The organism is Sorangium sp. So ce295 (assembly GCF_051527405.1).
In the GTDB taxonomy this organism is placed as follows: domain Bacteria; phylum Myxococcota_A; class Polyangia; order Polyangiales; family Polyangiaceae; genus Sorangium; species Sorangium cellulosum_B.
Window position 1 is genome coordinate 1623959 of sequence record NZ_CP150324.1, and the last position, 19143, is coordinate 1643101.

16 protein-coding genes are annotated in these 19143 nt (G+C 72.5%); 8 read left to right on the forward strand and 8 right to left on the reverse strand.

All coding sequences use genetic code 11. The features are described 5' to 3' along the window. Positions 1 to 47 precede the first annotated feature (47 nt). Positions 48 to 521: an N-acetyltransferase family protein gene (locus WMF11_RS06090; protein WP_437976764.1), complete on the reverse strand. Its 474-nt coding sequence runs from the start codon at positions 519 to 521 to the stop codon at positions 48 to 50. 289 nt (positions 522 to 810) lie between these two features. On the opposite strand from WMF11_RS06090, the gene WMF11_RS06095 reads away from it, so the two are divergent. Further along, positions 811 to 1986, forward strand: a complete 1176-nt coding sequence (locus WMF11_RS06095; protein WP_437976765.1) for a hypothetical protein — start codon at positions 811 to 813, stop codon at positions 1984 to 1986. A 105-nt stretch (positions 1987 to 2091) separates the two neighbouring features. Here WMF11_RS06095 and mdh read toward each other — a convergent pair whose 3' ends face one another. Then, entirely contained in the window at positions 2092 to 3033 is a 942-nt protein-coding gene (mdh, locus tag WMF11_RS06100) for a malate dehydrogenase (protein ID WP_012233684.1), read from the reverse strand. A gap of 128 nt (positions 3034 to 3161) precedes the next feature. Here mdh and WMF11_RS06105 point away from each other — a divergent pair, with 128 nt between their 5' ends. Next, positions 3162 to 4124 (forward strand): phosphoribosylaminoimidazolesuccinocarboxamide synthase, encoded by a 963-nt coding sequence (locus WMF11_RS06105; protein ID WP_437976766.1) that lies wholly within the window; start codon positions 3162 to 3164, stop codon positions 4122 to 4124. Positions 4125 to 4228: 104 nt separating this feature from the next. Here the strand turns inward: WMF11_RS06105 and WMF11_RS06110 are convergent, their stop codons facing one another. After that, complete coding sequence (locus WMF11_RS06110; RefSeq protein ID WP_437907486.1) at positions 4229 to 5152, reverse strand: hypothetical protein; 924 nt, start codon at positions 5150 to 5152, stop codon at positions 4229 to 4231. 142 nt (positions 5153 to 5294) lie between these two features. Next, positions 5295 to 6209: a hypothetical protein gene (locus tag WMF11_RS06115; RefSeq protein WP_437907487.1), complete on the reverse strand. Its 915-nt coding sequence runs from the start codon at positions 6207 to 6209 to the stop codon at positions 5295 to 5297. A 307-nt stretch (positions 6210 to 6516) separates the two neighbouring features. Here WMF11_RS06115 and WMF11_RS06120 point away from each other — a divergent pair, with 307 nt between their 5' ends. The 3 genes from WMF11_RS06120 to WMF11_RS06130 all read left to right on the forward strand — a co-directional run bounded on the left by WMF11_RS06120 (position 6517) and on the right by WMF11_RS06130 (position 10914). Next, positions 6517 to 7617 carry a hypothetical protein gene (locus WMF11_RS06120; protein WP_437907488.1) on the forward strand — a complete coding sequence of 367 codons (1101 nt, stop codon included), beginning with the start codon at positions 6517 to 6519 and terminating at the stop codon, positions 7615 to 7617. A 149-nt stretch (positions 7618 to 7766) separates the two neighbouring features. Next, entirely contained in the window at positions 7767 to 10439 is a 2673-nt protein-coding gene (locus tag WMF11_RS06125) for a HEAT repeat domain-containing protein (RefSeq protein WP_437976767.1), read from the forward strand. 85 nt (positions 10440 to 10524) lie between these two features. Next, a complete protein-coding gene (locus WMF11_RS06130) occupies positions 10525 to 10914 on the forward strand; it encodes a hypothetical protein (RefSeq protein ID WP_437976768.1) in 390 nt (129 codons plus the stop codon). Between the two features lie 42 nt (positions 10915 to 10956). Here the strand turns inward: WMF11_RS06130 and WMF11_RS06135 are convergent, their stop codons facing one another. Both WMF11_RS06135 and WMF11_RS06140 read right to left on the reverse strand, forming a co-directional pair. Beyond that, entirely contained in the window at positions 10957 to 11589 is a 633-nt protein-coding gene (locus WMF11_RS06135; RefSeq protein ID WP_437907491.1) for a hypothetical protein, read from the reverse strand. After that, entirely contained in the window at positions 11589 to 12665 is a 1077-nt protein-coding gene (locus WMF11_RS06140; RefSeq protein WP_437550085.1) for an AAA family ATPase, read from the reverse strand. The genes WMF11_RS06135 and WMF11_RS06140 overlap by 1 nt, the downstream gene beginning before the upstream one ends. A gap of 79 nt (positions 12666 to 12744) precedes the next feature. Between WMF11_RS06140 and WMF11_RS06145 the strand changes: the two genes are divergently transcribed. After that, positions 12745 to 13206, forward strand: a complete 462-nt coding sequence (locus WMF11_RS06145; protein ID WP_437976769.1) for a hypothetical protein — start codon at positions 12745 to 12747, stop codon at positions 13204 to 13206. Here the strand turns inward: WMF11_RS06145 and boxB are convergent. Together boxB and boxC are read right to left on the reverse strand one after the other, a co-directional pair. Next, the gene (boxB, locus tag WMF11_RS06150; protein ID WP_437976770.1) at positions 13203 to 14645 is read right to left on the reverse strand and encodes a benzoyl-CoA 2,3-epoxidase subunit BoxB; all 1443 of its coding nucleotides are present in this window, start codon (positions 14643 to 14645) and stop codon (positions 13203 to 13205) included. The genes WMF11_RS06145 and boxB overlap by 4 nt on opposite strands. Further along, positions 14642 to 16402, reverse strand: coding sequence for a 2,3-epoxybenzoyl-CoA dihydrolase (boxC, locus tag WMF11_RS06155; RefSeq protein ID WP_437907495.1), 1761 nt, complete (start codon positions 16400 to 16402; stop codon positions 14642 to 14644). Before boxC ends, boxB begins: the two co-directional genes overlap by 4 nt. 89 nt (positions 16403 to 16491) lie before the next feature. Here boxC and WMF11_RS06160 point away from each other — a divergent pair, with 89 nt between their 5' ends. Then, on the forward strand, positions 16492 to 17391 hold the full coding sequence (locus WMF11_RS06160; RefSeq protein ID WP_437976771.1) for a shikimate kinase: 900 nt from the start codon (positions 16492 to 16494) through the stop codon (positions 17389 to 17391). 33 nt (positions 17392 to 17424) lie between these two features. Further along, a complete protein-coding gene (locus tag WMF11_RS06165; protein WP_437979281.1) occupies positions 17425 to 19119 on the forward strand; it encodes a glycogen synthase in 1695 nt (564 codons plus the stop codon). Positions 19120 to 19143: the final 24 nt, after the last annotated feature.

The following is a 19143-nucleotide window of genomic DNA, read 5'->3' on the forward strand; positions in this document are numbered from 1 at the left end:
CGCTTCCCGCGCCGTGGCGATCCCGCTGGCCGCGCGGCTGCTCGTGTCTACAGCTTCAGCTTCATCCCCTCGTGGCTCGCCACGAAGCCGAGCCGCTCGTAGAAGCGGTGCGCCCGCAGCCGCGCCTTGTTCGAGGTGAGCTGCACCCGGAAACACCCCCGCCGCCGCGCCTCGTCGATGGCCCATCGCATCATCGCCTCGCCGACCCCGCGGCCTCGCAGGCTCGGGTCCACGATGACGTTCTCGATCTGCGCCACCCGTGCTCCGCGGTTCGCCACGTACTGGATGATGGTCAGGTGGAACGCGCCGGCGACGCGCCCCTCGACCTCCGCGACGAGCAGCGCGTTGTTCGGATCTTCCGCGATGGCGGCGAGCGCCTCGCGGTAGCGCGGATCGAGCGGCGGGCCGGGGTGGTCCGTCTTCGCGTTGCCCTCGTCCGGGATCGAGAAGAGATGGACGATCGCCGGCAGGTCCGCCTCGGCGGCGCGGCGGATGGCGGGTACGAGCAGCGGCTGGCTCATGCACGCATCCTGCCACAACACACGGCGGTCTCGCACGGAATCAAGGAATCACGGAATCACGGCAGGAGCGGGGCAGGGGAGCAGAGGGGCAGAACAACAGACGAGCAGAAAAATAGAGATGCTGAGAATCAGCGGCGCAGGGAGCGGGAAGCGTGAATGAAAAGAACCGCGGGAGTCCTTCCTTTTTAGGCCCGTACGATTCGCCTTCATGCCCGAGTGTGATCTAGACACAGGCGATCAAGCCGTGCAGAGTCGACGCACCATCATGTCGACCCGGAGGACCGTGTAGATGCGCGTAGTCAACACAGCCGACATCCTCGCGATCGAGTCTCTCAAGGCGGATGAGCGCACCCTGCTGGGGCTGTTCAAGGAACTCCGGAAACATTCGGAGCTCTCGGCTTACCTGCCTGAAGTCTGCCACCTGTCCTTGCGATGGGTACGCCTGCTCGAAGGTCAGCCGCTCAGGCCTCGTGCGCTCCTCGGCAAAGGCATGATCGTCGTGACCGAAGGCTCGGGCGAGGTCATCGGGGACTCGCCATGCAGCGTCCAGGCGGGAGACGTCGTGATGGTCCCTCCCGGCGGGCTGCAGGGGCTCGTGGGCGGCGCGCCGGGCGGGCTCTCCGCGATATCCATCCATCTCGAGGAGCTCGACGAAAGCGAGCCTCGCTGGGACACGCCGTGTCTGTGCGCGGCGCTCGGGCGGGAGGACAGCGCGGACGAGGCGTCCCCGGATCGCGCCGTGTCCCCCGTGGATCTCCTCGTCGAGGAGAACGAGGTCCACGCGCGGGAGTTCGCGGGCAGCCCCTTGATGCAGCTCATCCGGTCCGAGCGCGCCCTCCGGGACGACGTGAAGCGGCGGATGCTCGGAGCGCTCCAGATCTGGTCGAACGCGTTCCAGAAGGTCCTGTGCGCCAGGGTCGTCTTCGAGTCGCACCCCGGGGCCATCGCGATCGCCGAGCGCCACCTCGCCGACGAGGTCGGGCACAACCGGAGGCTCTCCAGGATGCACGACCCGCGGAGCTCGCCGTCCTGGGACCGCGGCATCGCCGCGGCGTCGTCGTGGTTCATCGAGCGGATGGGCTCGGCGTCCACCGAGGAGCGGACGGTCCTCGTCCACTTCGTCATCGAGCGCTGCGCCGACATCCTCCTCACGGCGGCCCAGCAGATCTTCCCCGACTCGGACTACTTCGCGACGCACGCCGAGGTGGACGCCGAGCACTTCAAGCTCGGGCACAGCCTTCTGAAGGGCTTCCCCGGCCTGGACCTCGGCCCGCTGCGGGGCGCGCTCACCGAGGGCTGGCAGATGATGAACCTGATCTGCCAGCGCATCAGCGACATCGCCGCAGGGGAAGGCGTCGCGCCCACCGAGATGCCGGCGGGCGGCGCGAGCGCAGGCGAGCTCGCCCGCGATTCCCGGCGCGAGCTGACGGCCGTGCTGGATGGCCTCTACGGCGGTGCGATGTGAACCGCTGGAGCGCCGAGGGATAGGGAGAGCCCTTCGCTCTCTCCTCTCCCTCCCGCTCCTGGCGCGCGTGCTCTTCGTGACGCGCGGCGCGCCGCGCGACCGGCGCTAGCTCGAGGCCTTCACCACGTCGGTGATGCCCTGCACGCTCTTCGCGCTCTTCGCGAGCATCTCCTTCTCTTCTGCGGTCAGCGGCAGCTCGACGATCTTCTCGATGCCCTTGCCGCCGAGGATGACCGGCACGCCCATGAAGATGTCCTTGTAGCCGTACTCGCCGTCCAGGTAGGCCGCGACGGGGAGCAGCCGCTTCTGGTCGAGCAGGTAGCTCTCGGCCATCGCGACGGCGCTCGAGGCGGGCGCGTAGTAGGCGCTCGTCCCCATGAGCTGGACGATCTCGCCGCCGCCCTTGCGGGTCCTCGCGATGAGCGCGTCGAGCTTCTCCTTGCTGATGAGCTCGGTCGCGCGCACGCCGTTGATCGTGCACGCCGACGGGATGGGCACCATGTCATCGCCGTGGCCGCCGAGGACCATCGCGCGCACGTCCTTCACGGACACGTTCGCCTCGCGCGCCAGGAACAGCTGGAAGCGCGCGCTGTCGAGCACGCCCGCCATGCCGAGCACGCGCTCGCGCGGGAAGCCGGTGCGGCGCTTGAACTCGTAGACCATGGCGTCGATCGGGTTCGAGATGACGATCACCAGCGCGTTCGGGCAGTGCTCCTTCGCGCCGTCGGCCACGCTGCGGATGATCGGCAGGTTCGTCGCGACCAGGTCGTCACGGCTCTGGCCCGGCTTGCGCGGGATGCCGGCCGTGACGATGAGGACGTCGGCCCCTGCACAGTCGGCCCAGCTCGAGGTGCCCTTGATCGAGGCGTCGTAGCCCAGCACGGCGCCGTTCTGCTCGAGGTCGAGCGCCTTGCCTTTCGCGAAGTCCGTCTTCTGGGGGATGTCGAACAGCACGACGTCCCCGAGCTCCTTGCGCGCGATGAGGGCCGCGAGCTCCCCGCCGATGTTGCCGGCGCCGATTAGGGCGATCTTTCTTCGGTTTGCCATGGGCGGCCCTATTACCACCCCCCCGGCCGGAGACCAACGGGGCTCCAGGGCGGGCGCGGGGGAGGGAACTCGGCCGGCGCCTTCGAAACCTGTCGACTCGGCCCGCGAGCCCGGGTAAGCCGCGCCCCATGGTCACCGAGGACGATCTGCGCACCGCGCTCGGCAGGGTGCTCGAGCGCACCTCGCTCGCGGGCCCCTTCGCCCGCTACGAGGGCAAGGTGCGGGACTGCTACACGACGCCGGACGGCCGCCGCCTGCTCGTCGTCACCGACCGCATCAGCGCCTTCGATCGCGTGCTCGGCACGCTGCCGCTGAAGGGCCAGGTGCTGAACCGCCTGTCCGCCTTCTGGTTCGAGCGCACGCGGAGCGTCGCCCCGAACCACATGATCTCCCAGCCCGACCCGAACGTCCTCGAGGCGATCGAGTGCACGCCCCTGCCGGTCGAGATGGTCGTGCGCGCCTACGTGACGGGCGTGACCTCGACCAGCATCTGGACGCACTACGCGCGCGGCGAGCGCGTCTTCTGCGGCCACCGGCTCCCCGAGGGCCTCCGCAAGAACGAGCGCCTGCCGCGGCCCATCCTGACGCCGAGCACCAAGGCGCCGAAGGGCGGGCACGATCTCTCCGCCTCGCGCGAGGAGATCCTCGCCCTCGGCACGATCGCGCCGCGCGACTTCGACGCCGCCGCCGAGATGGCCCTCGCGCTCTTCGAGCACGGCGCCCGCACGTGCGCGGAGCAGGGGCTCATCCTCGTCGACACCAAGTACGAGTTCGGCAAGGACCGGGACGGCAACATCGTCGTCATCGACGAGATCCACACCCCCGACTCGTCCCGCTTCTGGTTCGCCTCGTCCTACGGCGAGCGCTTCGCGGCCGGCGAGGACCCGGAGTCGTTCGACAAGGAGTACGTGCGCCGCTGGCTCGCCGCGCGCGGCTTCCAGGGCGACGGGCCGATCCCCGCGATCCCGGACGAGGTCCGGATCGAGGCGTCCCGCCGCTACATCGAGGCGTTCGAGCGGATCACCGGGGCGGCGTTCGTCCCCGACCTCGAGGACCCGGCGGTGCGCATCCCGCGCAACCTCGGGGTGTGAGGCGGGCGCGGCCGCGCCCATGAATCGTCGCGGGGCGCAGGTGCGCACCGCCGTTGCAGAAGATCGCGCCGTGACCCTCGCCCCTGCCCTCGCGGGCCGGCGGCTCAGGCCTCGGGCGCGACGAGCTTCTTCGCCCAGAGGATGGCGTCCTTGCGGGCGCGGCCGACGACGAGGTGCCGCGCCAGCACCGCCGAGCGGCGGAAGCCGTTCGCGAGGAGGGCGGCGCAGAGCTCCTGGTCGTCCGCGGGGGCGAAGGTGAACGTGCTCACGGCCTTCTCCTCGACGAGGCGCTCGCAGAGCGCGCCGATCGCGGCCGTCGTCGCGAGCCGCTCCGCCTCGTGGCGCGGCGGGCACAGGAGCTCCAGGAACGAGTTGCCGAAGCACGACTGCATCTCCCACGCGGCGTGCAGCGTGAAGCCGCCCCGCGCGGACAGCACGTAGCCTGTCCGCACCGCGTCGCGCCCGAACGGCTCGAAGCCCGTCAGCGCCCGCCCCGCCCGCTGCGCGGCCGCGACCGCGCGTCGCAGCTCGACGCCGCTCGCGGGCGCGATCTTGATCGCGGGCAGCGGCCGCCCCTCGGCCTCCCGGAGCAGCCGCCTCGCGCGGGCGATCGTGCGCTCCGCGAGCAGGACCGCCGGAGAGGCCGCGACGTCGTCGCCCTCGCCGCCCTCCTCGCCGTCGCCGCTCGTGCGCAGCCGCGACGTCATCTCGGACACGACCGCCCCGAGGATCCAGGCGTCGCTGCGCTTGTAAAAGCCGGGGATCGACCCCTCCCGCGTGAACCCGAGGCGGGTCCACGTCGGCACCTCGTCGCGCTCGACGAGCGTGAAGATCTTCTCGACCCCCTCGCGCTTGGCGGTCGACAGGACGAAGCTCCGCTTGGACGGCGTGGGTCCCGCGCGGAAGTCGACGATGCGGAGCGTCCGGTGCCGCCGATTGACCAGGAGACAGAGCGAGACGGAGTCGTTCCGGAACAGGAGCTCGTCGACACCGCTGCTCGCCGTCGAAGACAAGTTTGTCGCTGCCATACCCCCTCGCGCTCGACGCAGGCGTGAAGCCTCGGATCAGATGTCTATTGCAGAATTGCAAATTGCAGATCTGCAATGCCCCCCCTAGCAGTCGAGGCCTACAGCGTCAACGATGTCGGTGGGATCGCGGTGAGGAGGGGGCTCAGGGGGTCGCGGCGAGCCGGCTCGCGTCGGTCGACTTGACCCCGAGGGCCACGAGCGCCTCCTGGAGCCGGGAGCGCTGGAGGGAGATGCGGGTCGGCATCCCTCCGGAGATCTTGAACGTCTCGAGGAAGTTCACCCCGCTGTCGAACCGGGCAGCGAAGGTGATGCTGTCGTTGTCGACGACGACGGAGATGGGCGCGCGCTCCTGCCCGATGAGGAGGAGCAGGGTCTTGTCGTAGGCCCCGCCCCGCTGGGAGGCGTCGACGAGGACGAGGCCCGGCTCGACGCGCTCGTAGCGGAGCGCGATCCGGCGGGTCTCGGCTTCCATGGTGGCGAGCTCGGCGCCGGCCTGGTCGATGGGAGTCCAGAGCGACGGATCGGAGAGGCCTGACGCGAGGTGCCGGACGATGAGGCCGAAGAGGGCCTGATCGCGGGGGCGGGCGCGGAGCGCGCGGTCCATGCGGGTGGCGGCCGGGCCCGGGACGCCGATGCGGGTGTCGATGGCGCGGGCGTCGTCGTCGCAGCCGGGGTAGGGCTCGACGCCGCCGCGCATCCACTTCGCGCCGCTGGCGAGGCCGTCGAAGTCGACGTGGCAGACGAGGGTGTCGACGCGCCCGGCGCGGGCGACGAGCTCCGGCGTGATCATCTCGGGGCAGGCGCCGTGCTCGGCCTTGGTCGACAGGACGAAGCGGGGGTCGCCGGCGAAGCGCGCGTGGTGGGCGCTGTCGTGGTGGTCGACCCAGGCGGCGAGCCGCGGCCCGAGGTCCTGGATGAGGGGGAGCGTGACCGTCTCGAAGCTCTTGCCCCCCGCCTCCGAGGCGAAGGCGATGTCGAGAACGGCGACGTTGCCGCGCAGATCGCGGGCGCGGGGGAGCTTGCGAGGGGAGGCGAAGGCGAGATCGAATCCGTGCATGGCGTGGCTTCCCGGAGAGGCAGGTACCGTCCAGCCGGGCGACCCGGCGCGTGCCGCGGCGGGCGCCCTGCTCCATACACCCGAAACGGTCGAAGCGCTGCGGTGGAGGACCTTTCTCGGGCGAGGCCTGAATGTTCCGCTAGGATGATCCGACCAACGGCAGGGGCGGCTCGGCGTGCCGGGCGGCCCCGCAGTGAGTGCGCCGCCGCGCAGAGCAGGCCGGCGGTTCCAGGGAGACTCGACAGCTGGGGACCGCGCTCGGGCTCGCCGCGCGAGCGGGGCTGCCGGCCTGTGTCGGAGGAAGTGGATGAGAAGCGACGTTCTGGGACTCGGTCTTCTGGCTCTTGGGGGGGTGCTCTGCGTGGGGCTCCCGGGCACGCCGGCCGTCTCCGAGGCGAAGGCAGAGCCCGCCCAGGTGGTGGTGTCGGCCGCGCAGGTGACGGGGGCGGCCGCGCAGGCGACCGCGACGGTCGGCCAGGCGGTGTCGGGGCCGGCGTGCAAGCTGAAGGGGACGGCGCCGGTGCCCAAGGGCGCCCGGCTGCATGACGCGCCGAGCGGCGGCAGGACGGTCGCGAGCTTCACCGGCGCGCTGGTCCCGATGACGCTGAGCGCGATCCCGGCGGATCCGGCGGCGGGCCGCGCGCGGCTGAGCACGTCGGACAGCTCGCCCGCGCTGCGGATCGACGGCTACATCGCGCCCTCGGACGTCGCGGTGTTCACGACGCGCGACATCCCGGTCATCGCCGGGCACGTGTGGATCTCGAGCGCGCAGAAGGTGAAGCTCGTCGCGGCCACGGGCGACTCGCTGCGCGCGGAGCTCTCGATCTCCGGGTCCGAAAGGCAGACAGCGAAGGCCTCGGCCCCCTGCGACGCCTTCGCGCTGCAGCGCGGCGTCTCCACGAAGATGGAGATCCCCGGCAGCGCCCGCGGGTACCTGATGAAGACGTCGACGATCGAGCTCTTCGATCGTCCGGACGGCGACGTGATCTTCACGCTGAGGATGCTGGAGGGGACGGCCCAGCTCTTCTGGAGCACCGAGGCGAAGTCCGGCTTCGTCCACCTGATGTCTCGGGGCGACCTCACGATCGACGCCTGGGCGCGCCTCAAGGATCTCGAGCCGCTGAAGAAGGGCGAGATGATGGACCAGTACATCCCGCCGACGACCGCGGTGGCCGGCGCGCAGCTCGCGCTCGACAAGGCGCCGCCGATCGTGAAGGCGACGAGGGCCATCCCGGTCCGCGCGCGGCGCGACGAGAAGGAGAAGCCGATCGGCGAGATCGAGGCCGGCGCGGAGATCTACCTGCTCGAGACGGTGGCGGGCTGGACCAACGTGCTCCCGAAGGCGCTCGGGATGACGCCGCCGGACGAGGGCGGCTTCTGGATCCCCGCCACGGAGACGCCGAAGTAGCGAGGGCGCGCGGGCCCGCTGTGCGCGGCGGGCCCGCCTGGACGACGCGCCGCAGCGCCGGTCCGGGGGGATCGGCGCTGTGCTCGAGGCGCCAACTCTCGATCAACTCTCGAGCGGTTTCGCCGCGCCGGGCGACTAGGATGGCGCGCATGTCCAGCTCGCCGTTTCGTTTCCGGCGGCCTCGCCTTGGCGCGGCGGCCGGGGTGATCGCAGCCTCCGCGGCCGTCGGTGGCAGCGCCGCCGCGCAGGCCGCGCCCGTGGTGCTCCCTCACGCGGCGGGCCAGCAGGCGCTCGCTGTCCGCATCGATCCGGGCGGGGTCACTGCCCGCGCCTGTCCTGCTGCGGCTGCGTGCGCGCCCGACGGCGGCAAGGTCCTCGCCGTGCCGTCCGAGGTGGCGCCGCTGCTCGGCGGCGCGCGCGTCGTGCCGGTCACCCTGGCGGACGGCAAGCGCCTCGCCAAGATCGAGGTATCGGCCGGGGGAAAGCCGGCGGGCGCCGGCGCGCCGGAAGGCGCGAGCGGCAGCTGGGTGATGCTGCTCGCGGCGCCGCTCGCGGGGAAGGGGGCGGAGCCGCTCGTGCTCTGGAGCGGCTGGACCGGCGTCGCCACAGGGGAGCACGGCGAGGGCCGGAGCGACGCCGTGGTCGTGGAGCCGCTCGGCGGCAGCGGCAGCCGTGTGCTCGTCGGGCAGCTGCGAGACGACGTGACCCTCTGCGGGCGGCCGGCGCTGGTCGGCGCGAGCGAGGTCGATCCCCGGACCATGACGCTCCTGAAAGGGGCCAGCTTCCAGAACCTCTCGGCGGAGGAGCGGCGCGCCGCAGGCAAGGTGGTCGCCGAGCGCCGTGACGCCGACGCGGCGGCGGCCGCCTTCCGGCTGCTGCGCCCGACCGCCGCGTCGAGCGCGGTCGGCAAGCGCTTCGCGGAGATCGCCGACGGCGACCCGAAGACCGCGTGGTCCGAGGGCAAGGCGGGCGCGGGCCGGGGCGAGTTCGTGTCGTTCTCGTCGGCGGACGAGGTCGGGATCACGGGCCTGGGTCTGCGCATCAAGCCGCCCGACGGCGTCGAGGGCGGCGCCGCGCCGCGCACGCTCTTCGTGGCGACGCCCGACCGGCTCTTCCAGGTGAGCCTGCCCGAGGACGCGTGGCTCAAGGAGTCCGCCGGCTACGAGGTGAAGCTCCCCGAGGAGATCAAGGCCTCGTGCATCGCCGTCGTGCTCGACGATGCGTACGCGCCGGCGGGGGCCGGGGGGGGCCGCGGCGCGCCCTCGGCGCCGGAGGTGCGGGTCACGATCGCCGAGGTCACGGCGCGCACGGCGTTCGACGGGCAGGGCCCGGCGGCGCTCGTGGGCGCGCTCGCGGGCGGCGGCGAGCGATCCAGGGCGGCGGCGGCGCTGCTCGCGCGCGGCGGACCGGAGGCGGTCGAGGCGGCGATCGCCGGCTATGACAGGCTCGATTTCGCGGGCAGGCAGCTCGCCCGGGGCGTGATCGACACGGCGCCCTGCGCGATGCAGATCCCGTTCCTCACCGCGCGGCTGGCGTCCGGCGCGGCATCGGCTGCGCAGCCCGCGCCCGGCGCGGCATCCGCGGGGCGCGCGTCCGGGGTTGCATCGGCCGCGCCGGGGCGCGCCGCTCGCGCTGCGCCGCCCGAGCTCGATCCGGAGCTCCACCACGCGCGCGATCGCATCCGCCGTTGCGGGCGCGCGGCCGCGCCGGCGCTCGCGGAGATCGTGAAGGCGGGCGCGGCCGCGGCCAGGGTCGCGGCGGCCCGGGAGCTCGCGCTCGTCGCGCCGGCCGAGGCGATCCCGGCGCTGCTCGACGCCCTCGCCGGGGCGCGCGGCGCGGCGCGGAGGGAGCTCCGGGCCGCGCTCGCGCTGGCGGCGCGGAGCGAGCGGGCCGCTTCCGTGGTCGAGGAAGAGGTGCAGATCGAGCGGCTCCGCGCCCGGCCGGAGGACGCGCAGCTCGATCTGCTGCGCGCGCTCGGGCCGGCGCTTGGGCGGGTGAAGGGCGGCGGGGCGGCGTTCCAGGCGCTCGCTTCGGCGGGCGGCGCGCCCTTCGAGCGGCGTTACCTGCTGCAAGCGCCGGCCGCTGCGCTCGCGCGCGGGGGCGAGGCGCCGGCGGAGGCGTACCTCCGGGCGTCGCTCCGGAAGGACGCAGACGCGCACGTGCGCCTCCGCGCGGCCGAGGTCGCGGCCGACGTGCCGTCGCTCGCGCAGGACCTGCTCGCGGCGGCCTCCGATCCGGACGCGCGCGTGCGCGAGGCGGCGATCGTGGCGCTCGCGCGCGCGGCCGCTGCCGGCGCGAAGCTGCCCGCCGGCGCGGCCGAGGCGCTCGCGGCGCGGCTCGCCTCGGACCCGTGGACGTTCATCCGGGGCGGCGCTGCGCTGGCGATCGGCGCGATGCCGGCGACGGCGGCGGGCGACCGGGCGCTCGTCGGGGCGCTCGCCGACAGCTCGCCCGAGGTGCGCCGGCACGCGCTCGACGGCCTCGGCGCGCACCGCGCGACCGCGCACATCGAGGCCGTGCGCGACCGGGCGGAGGACAAGGAGGAGGACCTCGAGGTGCGCGCGCGGGCGATCCTCGCGCTCGGGGCGATGTGCGACGCGAGCTCGGTCGATCTGTGGACGCGGCTCGCGCTCCGCGCGAAGGCGCCGATCGGCGAGCACGATCAGCGGCTCGGCTCGGCGGCGCTCGCGGCGCTCGGATCGGTGCACCCGGCGGATCTGCCCGCGCGCCTCAAGCCGCTGCTCGACAAGGACACGCCGCACGGCCTGCGCGAGGCGGCGAGGGCAGCGCTCTCCGCGGCGCCGCAGTGCCGCCGCCGCTGACCGAGAATTGAAGGCCAGCAGGGGGGCGGCAGGCCGCCAGCGATGCCCCTCGCTCTCCGCTCTCCTTCATTGGCCAACGAAACGCATGCTCAACCTTCACAAGCTGGTTCGGGATGCGCTTCTGGACGACGCCACGCACTCCCGGACCCTGCGAGCCTGCCTCGAGCGGGACGGGGCGCGCGCCTTTCGCTACTTCGACCGGATCCTGCGCAGTCGTGAAGCCTACGCCAGCGTCGGTCTCGATCTCACCGAGTTCTCTTCGCTGCTCCCCTTCGATATCTCCAGTCTGTCGACCCCGCTCCTGGTTTGTCTCCTCACGAGCTCCGCCGGCCAAACCGCGCAGCTCATCGGCGCGCTCGCGGTCCTGTCAGAGTTCGGCCGCGAACAGGATCGACCTCTCATCGAGACGTTCGTGAAGGACAAACGCGCAAGGGTCGCCGCCGAAGCAGCTCGCGCGCTTCGACTTCTGGGATAGCCCCTTCCGACCATGGCTGTTTCATCGTGAGGGCGTCAGCGCTCACCTCACGACGCGTCCTGCCCGCCGCGGCAGCACCGCGCGCGCGCGAGAGAGCCACTCGACGAGCGACGTGGCGTCCGGGGGGACGGCGTCGAGGTCGGCGTCCTCCGCGACGCGCACCATGGCGGCGCCGTCGCCCGGCATCATGCCCTTCGCAGCGAGCATCGCCTGCGCCCTGAGGGGCGACATCTCCTCGGTCGCCTTCTCGCCGAGCAGCGCGAGGATCCAGCCTCCGAGCGCCGGCGCGGCCACGCCGCCGATCACGTCGGGCGGCGAGGACAGGGCCGACGAGACGCGCCGGATGCCCTCCGCGATCGCCTCGCGGCGCGCCGGATCGCGGTCGATGTCGCGGGCGAACGCGAGGATCTCGCACCCGGCCTCCTGCGCGTCGAGCGCCGCGCCAAGCACGTGGTGCGTGTCCTCGTGGGCCGCGCCGCGCGCCTGGTACTTCCGGATGCTCTTCCACTCGCGGGCGCCGCCGACGACCCATCCGCTCGGCTGGACGCGGGAGAGCAGCGTGACGAGCACGCCGGGGTGCTTGTCCGACTGGTAGGCGGGCGCCCCGGCGCGGCTGCCCAGCTCGCCCTCGCCCTCGCCGACAAGGAAGACCCGGATCCGATCGGGCGCCTTCATCACGGCCGCGGCCCTCCGCCGAGGAGCGGCGCCTCGTCCCCGCCGTTGGCGTAGCTCAGCCAGAGCTCCCCCAGCGCGTACACCCTCGCCCGATCCTCGAAGCCCGGCGTGTCCAGGATGCGCGTGGCCCTCATCCCCCGCTCGCCCGCGCGGGTGACGACCGTGACCTCCTCCGGCTGCAGCTCGTTCACCACGAGCGGGCTGTGCGTCGCGAGGAGGACCTGGGTCTTCTCGGAGACGAGGCGCAGCGCGCGCATCACATCGGCGATGCGCGAGGGGTGCAGCCCGTGCTCGGGCTCCTCGACGAGGAGCAGGGGCGTCGGATCGAGGTGCGGCAGCGCCGCGAAGGCGAGGTAGTACAGCATGCCCTCGCTCATCAGCGACGCCGGCACCACGGCGCCGCCCTCGAGCTTCACGCCGATGGCCTTCGTCGTGGAGCTCGGGTTGGCGAGGTGGAGGCTCTTCACGCTGGGGAACAGGCGGGTGAGCTCCTGGTTCAGATCGACGTACGCCGACAGGTCGCGGCTGATGACGGCGTCGTAGACGGCCGGCAGGCCCGTGCCGCGCTCGTCGGCGAAGCAGAGCGGGTGCCCGTCGGGGATGAGCGGGTGCGGGGCCCTCAGCGCGTCGGGATCGAGGCGGAGCATCTGGGCCCCGCGCAGCGCCTGGACGATGTCCAGCGCAGGGCGCTCCGGGCTGGGCGCGCCGCCCGCGTCGTCGTCCCCGTCTGCGTCGTCGAGCAGGGAAGGGGGCTCGAGATCCCTGGGGAACGACATGGACCGGACTCGCCCCCCGGCGTCGAGCTCCACGCGCCACGTCGTGCTCGCCGCCGACACCTCGAACACGGCGCCGTCCGGGGCCCTGCTCGTGGGGCCGGCGCGCCCGAGCGTGTCCAGCGACGGCGCCCCGAGCGCCCGCTCGAGGACGGAGGAGAGCGTGCGGAGCGCCCGCAGCACCGTGCTCTTGCCGCTGTCGTTGGGCCCGATGAGCGCATGCAGCGGCGTCAGCTCCAGGGTCGCGTCCTGGACGCAGCCGTAGCCCTGGATGCGGAGCTGCTCGACGTAGGGTCGGTCCATCGAGGTTGACGCCAGCATAGCCGCTCGCTCGGCAGCAAGGAACTTGGCCCGTCCTCGCCAGCCCCTCTACGCCGCGGTCATGCGCCGCCTCCCGTCGATCGCGCTCGTCGCCCTCATCGCGCTCGCCGTCCCCGTGGCGAGCGGCCTCGGCGAGCGGCACGCCAGCGCCAGCGTCGCCTATGAGTCGCCTTACACCTTCGAGCAGACCTTCGGCACGGCGCTGCGCCTCGTGCGCGTCGATCTCGGCTTCAAGATCGTCGAGAAGGACGTCTCCAATGGCTATCTGCTCTTCGAGTACCGGAGCCCGGAGAGCGGCGGCAGGGTGACGCAGGGGGCGATCGAGGTCGTGGACGGCCGCGCCGGGGTGCACGTCGCCGTGCAGCTCCCGGCGATGCCGCAGTACCACGAGCAGGTGCTCCTCGACGGGCTCGTGAAGAAGCTCACCGACGAGCACGGCGACCCGCCGAAGAAGGCGCCCGCGGGCGGGGGCGCACCTCCCCCTGACGCGGGCGCGCCCTTGCCCGACGCGGGCGCGCCCTAGCCGCGCCGCACGTACTCGAAGTCGACGGGCTTGCCCTTGAGCCCCTTCGTCGGCGCAGCGATCCAGTTCGCCATCTGCTTCGGATCGAACACCGGCTTCTCCATCAGGCTCCGCACGTAGGCCTCGTCGCTCGCGGTCGGCAGCCACGCGTCGCGCCGGCGCTCCCACGCCTCCTTCGAGAGGGGATTGCCGTCGACGTCGAAGTGGAGCCCCGCGTAGATCCCCGAGCTCCGGTGGAAGCGCCGGCTCGGCAGGCTCAGCTTGAACGACACGCCGGACGCCTCGATCACCCGGTTCATCTTGTCGATCCCGCGCTGCGAGTCGGCCACGTACTCGTCGCGCAGCACCTCGTTCATCGCGTTCCTGAGCGGCACCTCCTCGCGCCGCCAGCCGGTCACCGCGCCGCCCCCGGCGGCGGGCACGTGCGGTACATCGATCACGTAGACGCCGTCGAGCGCCCGGTGGTCGTCGTACGACGCCTCCTTCGCGCGGCCCTTCACGCTCGAGGCGAAGAACGACGCCGCGTTCGACGAGATCTCCCCGCCGAAGAGGTCCAGCGACAGCGAGTACCAGAGGTTCAGGTACTTCTGCATCGTCAGTAGATCGACGCCGCCCTCGGCGCGCGCGTCCTCGTTCGCGTTGCGCTTCATCAGCTCGCACGTGCGCTCGACGATGCGGAGCAGGCCCGTCTCGCCGACGAACATGTGGTGCGCCTCCTCGGTCAGCATGAACCGCGTCGTGCGCGACAGCGGATCGAAGCCGCTCTCCGCGAGCGCGAGCAGCTGGTACTTGCCGTCGCGATCCGTGAAGTAGGTGAACATGAAGAACGAGAGCCAGTTCGTGCACGGCTCGTTGAAGGCGCCCAGGATCCGCGGCTTGTCCGGGTCGCCGCTGCGCCGCTCCAGGAGCCCCTCCGCCTCCTCCCGGCCGTCGCGGCCGAAGTGGCTGTGCAGGAGGTACACCATCGCCCAGAGGTGCCGCCCCTCCTCGACGTTCACCTGGAACAGGTTCCGCAGGTCGTAGACGCTCGGGCAGCTCTGGCCGAGCAGCCGCTGCTGCTCCACGCTCGCGGGCTCGGTGTCTCCCTGCGTCACCACCAGCCGCCGCAGCATGTTCCGGAGCTCCCCCGGCACCTCTTGCCACGCCGGCTCGCCCAGGTGGTCGCCGAAGCCGATCGTCCGGTCCGCCACCCGATCCGCGAGGAAGATGCCCCAGCGGTACTCGGGCATCTTCACGTAGTCGAAATGCGCCCACCCCTCGTGATCGACGCTGATCGCGGTGCGGAGGTAGATGTCGTCCGCCTGGAAGCCCTCGGGCCCCGTCTCCCGCCACCAGTCCAGGAACTTTGGCTGCCACGCCTCGAGGGCGCGCTGCAGCTTCCTGTCCGACGCGAGATCGACGTTGTTCGGGATCCTCTCCGAGTTGACGACCGCGCTCATGTCCGCCTCCAGTCGAATTCGGGCCGCTCCGGCCGCCCGTACACCGTCAGCGCGCCCCGCTGGCCCACCGCGTTGGGGCGCTGGAAGATCCAGTTCTGCCAGGCCGACAGCCGCGAAAAGATCTTCGTCTCCATCGTCTCGGGCCCGCAGAAGCGCAGGCTCGCCTCCATCCCGGTGAGCGCGTCGGGCGACAGGCTCACCCGCTCCTCGATCGCGAGCCGCACCTCGTCGTCCCAGTCCATCGCGTCCGGCGCGAAGGTGCAGAGGCCCTCGTCCAGCGCCTCCTCGGCGGACAGGAGGCCCGTCTTCTCCTTCAGCGCGGCCACGCGCTCCGGCGCGCCGAGGAAGCGTGACGCGAGCCGCGTCAGGCCGTTCGACATGACGAGCGGACCGAAGTTCAGCGAGCTCAGCGCAATGGACGCGGGCGACGCGGGCGACGCGGGCGCCCCTGCCTGCCCCTCGTCCCCTCCGCCGTCCAGCATGTAGGAGCGGTCCGCCGCGAGGGCGAGCTCGAACAGGCTCCCCGCGAAGCAGGAGCCCGGCTCGATCAGCGCGAACACGCTGCGCGCCGTGAGGTCGAGCCGCTTGAGCACGCGCCGCATGTGGAGCAGCACCTCCTTCACGAACCAGTCGTCGCGGCTCGCCCACAGCGCCTCGTCCGCGGCCCGCACCGCGGCGGGAGAGCCGTACGTCCGCAGGAGCACGAGGCCCACCGTCGGGTGGTTGAAGCGGAGGTCGAGCAGCGCGTCGTCCAGCTCGCGGAACGCGCGGAGCGCCCACAGGTCCGCGCCCGCCCGGCGCATCCCGGCGGCGTCGGTCGACACTTCGCCTTCCGGCCCGAGCACGCGGATCTCCGCGGTCCTCGCGGCGCGGTCCACCTTCATCGACACGTGGCGGTAGTCGCAGGTCGACACGTCGCCCGCCGTGGCGCGCCGCGCCTCGAGCGGCGAGAGCCTCACCCCGGGCCCCGCCCTGTCCGGCGTCGCCGCCGCGAGCTCGGCGGCGCGCTGGGCCACCGCCTGCTCGAAGCGGCTCTTCGGGATCGATCGATCGACGAGGCCCCACTGCTCCGCGCGCTTGCCGCGCACCCCCTCGGCCAGCGTCGAGAACACGTCCGCGAGATCGCGCCGCACCTTGCGTTTGTCCACGAGCCGCGTGAGCCCCCCGGTCCCCGGGAGCACGGCGAGCAGCGGCGTCTCCGGGAACGAGACGGCGCTGCTCCCGTCGTCGGCGAGGAGGATCTCCTCGCACGCGAGCGCGAGCTCGTAGCCGCCGCCCGAGGCGACGCCGTTCAGCGCCGCGAGGTAGCGCTGCCCGCTCTCGGAGCACGCCTCCTCGAGCGCGAGGCGCGTCTCGTTCGTGAACTTGCAGAAGTTGACCTTGAACGCGTGCGTCGACGACCCGAGCATGTAGATGTTCGCGCCGGCGCAGAAGATCCGCGGCTGCGCGCTCGTCACGACGACCGCCTTCACCTCGGGGTGCTCGAAGCGCAGCCGCTGCACGATGTCGGCGAGCTCGATGTCGACCGCGATGTCGTAGCTGTTGAGCTTCAGCTGGTAGCCGGGCCGCGCCGCCGCGTCCTCGTCGACGTCCATCGCCACGCGCGCGATCGCCCCCTCGAACGAGAGCTTCCAGTGCCTGTAGCGGCCCGGCTCCGTCTCGAAGCGGAGGGGCGCGTCCTCGCCGGACGCGCCGTCTTCCCGGGCCCTGGTCTGCGGCGCCGGCGCCGCGGAAGGAGGAGAGGTGGTCGCTTCCATACCCGACGAGCCCACCACCGCGCCGGGGTTCAGTCAAGCAGTATAGTTCTTGTTGGACCGGCTTTCATGAAATATAGTGCATCGGCGAGATGGCGTCCCGTCAGACATCGCGCAGGGCGCGCGCAGGCCAGGGGCCGGAGGCCGGCGCGGGGGGCGCGGCGGGCGTCGCGGACGGCGCGCCGCCGATCCTCGCGCACCTCGGCGGTCGGCTCCGGCAGCGGCGGACGGAGCTCGCGCTCACCTTGCGGGAGCTCGCCGAGCTCGCCGGCGTGAGCGAGCGCTTCCTTGTGCTGCTCGAGAGCGGGCGGGCGAACGTCTCCGTGGTGCGGCTCGAGGACATCGGCCGCGCGCTGGGCACCTCGGCCGCCGCGCTGCTCTCGGCGGGCGAGCTCGGCGAGGAGGCGCCTCTGCGCGGCCGGTCGGCCGGCGAGGACGGGGGAGGGGCGGGCGAGCCCCTCGTCGCGCTGCTCGGCCTGCGCGGGGCCGGCAAGACAACGATCGGCGGCCGCGCCGCGGCGCGGCTCGGCGTGCCCTTCCTCGAGCTCGACGCCCTCGTGGCCGCGCGCGCGGGGATGAGCCTCGCCGCCCTGTTCGAGATCCATGGAAACGCCTACTACCGGCGGCTGGAGCGCGAGGAGCTCGCGCGGCTCGAAGGCGCGCGCGCCCACGGGATCGTGGCCACGGGCGGCGGCCTGGTGACCGATCCGGCGACCTTCGAGCGACTGAGGCGCTGCGCGGTGACGGTGTGGCTCCGGGCGACGCCCGAGGACCACTGGCGCCGCGTGGTCGAGCAGGGGGACGCGCGGCCCATGGCCAACCGGGCCGACGCCATGAAGGAGCTCAGGGCGCTCTTCCAGGCGCGGCGCGCGCTCTATGAGCAGGCCGACTTCGCGGTGGACACGTCGGCGCTCGGTCTCGCGCGCTCTGTCGATCGCGTGGTCAAGATCGCGCGTGAAGCTGGTAGAAGGAACGCGACGCGCTCGCCTTGAGTCGGGGGCGCGCTCCCCCTCCTTCCCATGTCCATGCCGCGCCTCAAAATTCTCTTCGTGGTGTCCGAGTGCGTCCCCTTCAGCAAGACAGGTGGTCTAGCCGACGTGGCGGGCGCGCTGCCGATCGCGCTCGCCGCGGCCGGTCACGACGTGCGCGTCGTGATGCCGGCCTACCGTGTCGCCAAGCGCTACCTCGCCCGCCAGATCGCGCTCACCGAGCAGCAGCCCGCGGGCAGCGAGGCCGTCGCCGCGCCGGCCGTCGCTGCGGCGGCCGCCGGCAGCGGGCTCGCCGCCTCGGCGGCCGACACCGCCCCGTCGGCCGACACCGCCCCGTCGGCTGGCGCTGCCCCGGCGACCGATGCCGCCCCGTCGGCCGACGCGACCCAAGCCGGAGACGGCGAGCCCCCGGCGGAGCGCTTCGTGCCGCACCGGCTGCCGCTCTCGCTCGGCGTGCCCCTCGGCGGCGGCGAGGCGTGGACCGCCGTCTGGGAGACGCGCCTCGATCCCGGGGCGCCCGGCACACCTGCGCCCCGCGTGTACCTGCTCGAGCACGACGTGCTCTACGATCGCGACGGCATCTACGGCGACGCGCACGGCGAGTTCGGCGACAACCTCGCCCGCTACGCGCTCCTGTCTCGCGGCGCGCTGCAGCTCTGCCACGCGCTCGAGTTCTGGCCGGACATCGTCCACGTCCACGACTGGCAGTCGGCGCTCGTCCCGCTCTACCTCAACGTCCTCGAGCACCGGTCGCCGCTCGCCCGCGCCGCGTCCGTGCTGACGATCCACAACCTCGGCTACCAGGGCTGGTTCAACAAGGGACAGCTCCCCACGACCGGGCTCGGGTGGGATCAGTTCCACAGGTTCTGCCTCGAGGCGTACGACAGCATCAACCTGCTCAAGGGCGGCATCTACAACGCCACGCTCGTCTCCACGGTCTCCCCCAGGTACGCGCAGGAGATCCAGACGTGGGAGGGCGGCGAGGGGCTCGACGGCGTGCTGCGGGATCGCGGCACCGACGTGATCGGGATCCTCAACGGCATCGACGATTCCATCTGGAACCCCGCGACCGATCCCCACATCGCGGCGCCGTTCTCCGCCGAGGATCTTGGCGGCAAGCGCCTCTGCAAGGCGGCGCTCCAGCGAGAGATGGGGCTCGAGGAGCGCCCCGACGTCCCGCTCCTCGGGCTCATCAGCCGCCTGGCGACCCAGAAGGGGATCGACATCCTCGCGGGCGCGCTCGACCACATCCTCTCGCTCGACGTCCAGCTCATCGTCCTGGGCTCCGGCGAGCGCTGGGCCGAGGACCTCTTCTCGCGGATCTCCGGCGCGAGCGACCGCTTCCGCGTCTACGTCGGCATGAACGAGGGGCTCGCCCACCGCATCGAGGCGGGCGCCGACCTCTTCCTGATGCCGTCGCGCTACGAGCCCTGCGGGTTGAACCAGATGTACAGCCAGCGCTACGGGACGCTGCCGGTCGTGCGCGCCGTCGGCGGCCTCGACGACACGGTCGAGAACAACGTCACGGGCTTCAAGTTCGAGGAGATGTCGTCGAGCGCGCTCGGGAACACCGTCGCGTGGGCGGTGCACCTCTACCGCGCCGACCCGGCCTACTTCCGGTCGATGCAGCTGCGGGCGATGAAGAAGAACTTCGGCTGGGCGCAAGCCGCGCGGCAGTACGAGGCCCTCTACCGCCTCGCGATCGCCCGCCGGACCGGCCGCCCGTTCTGACCGCGCCCGCGCCCCCGGCGGAGG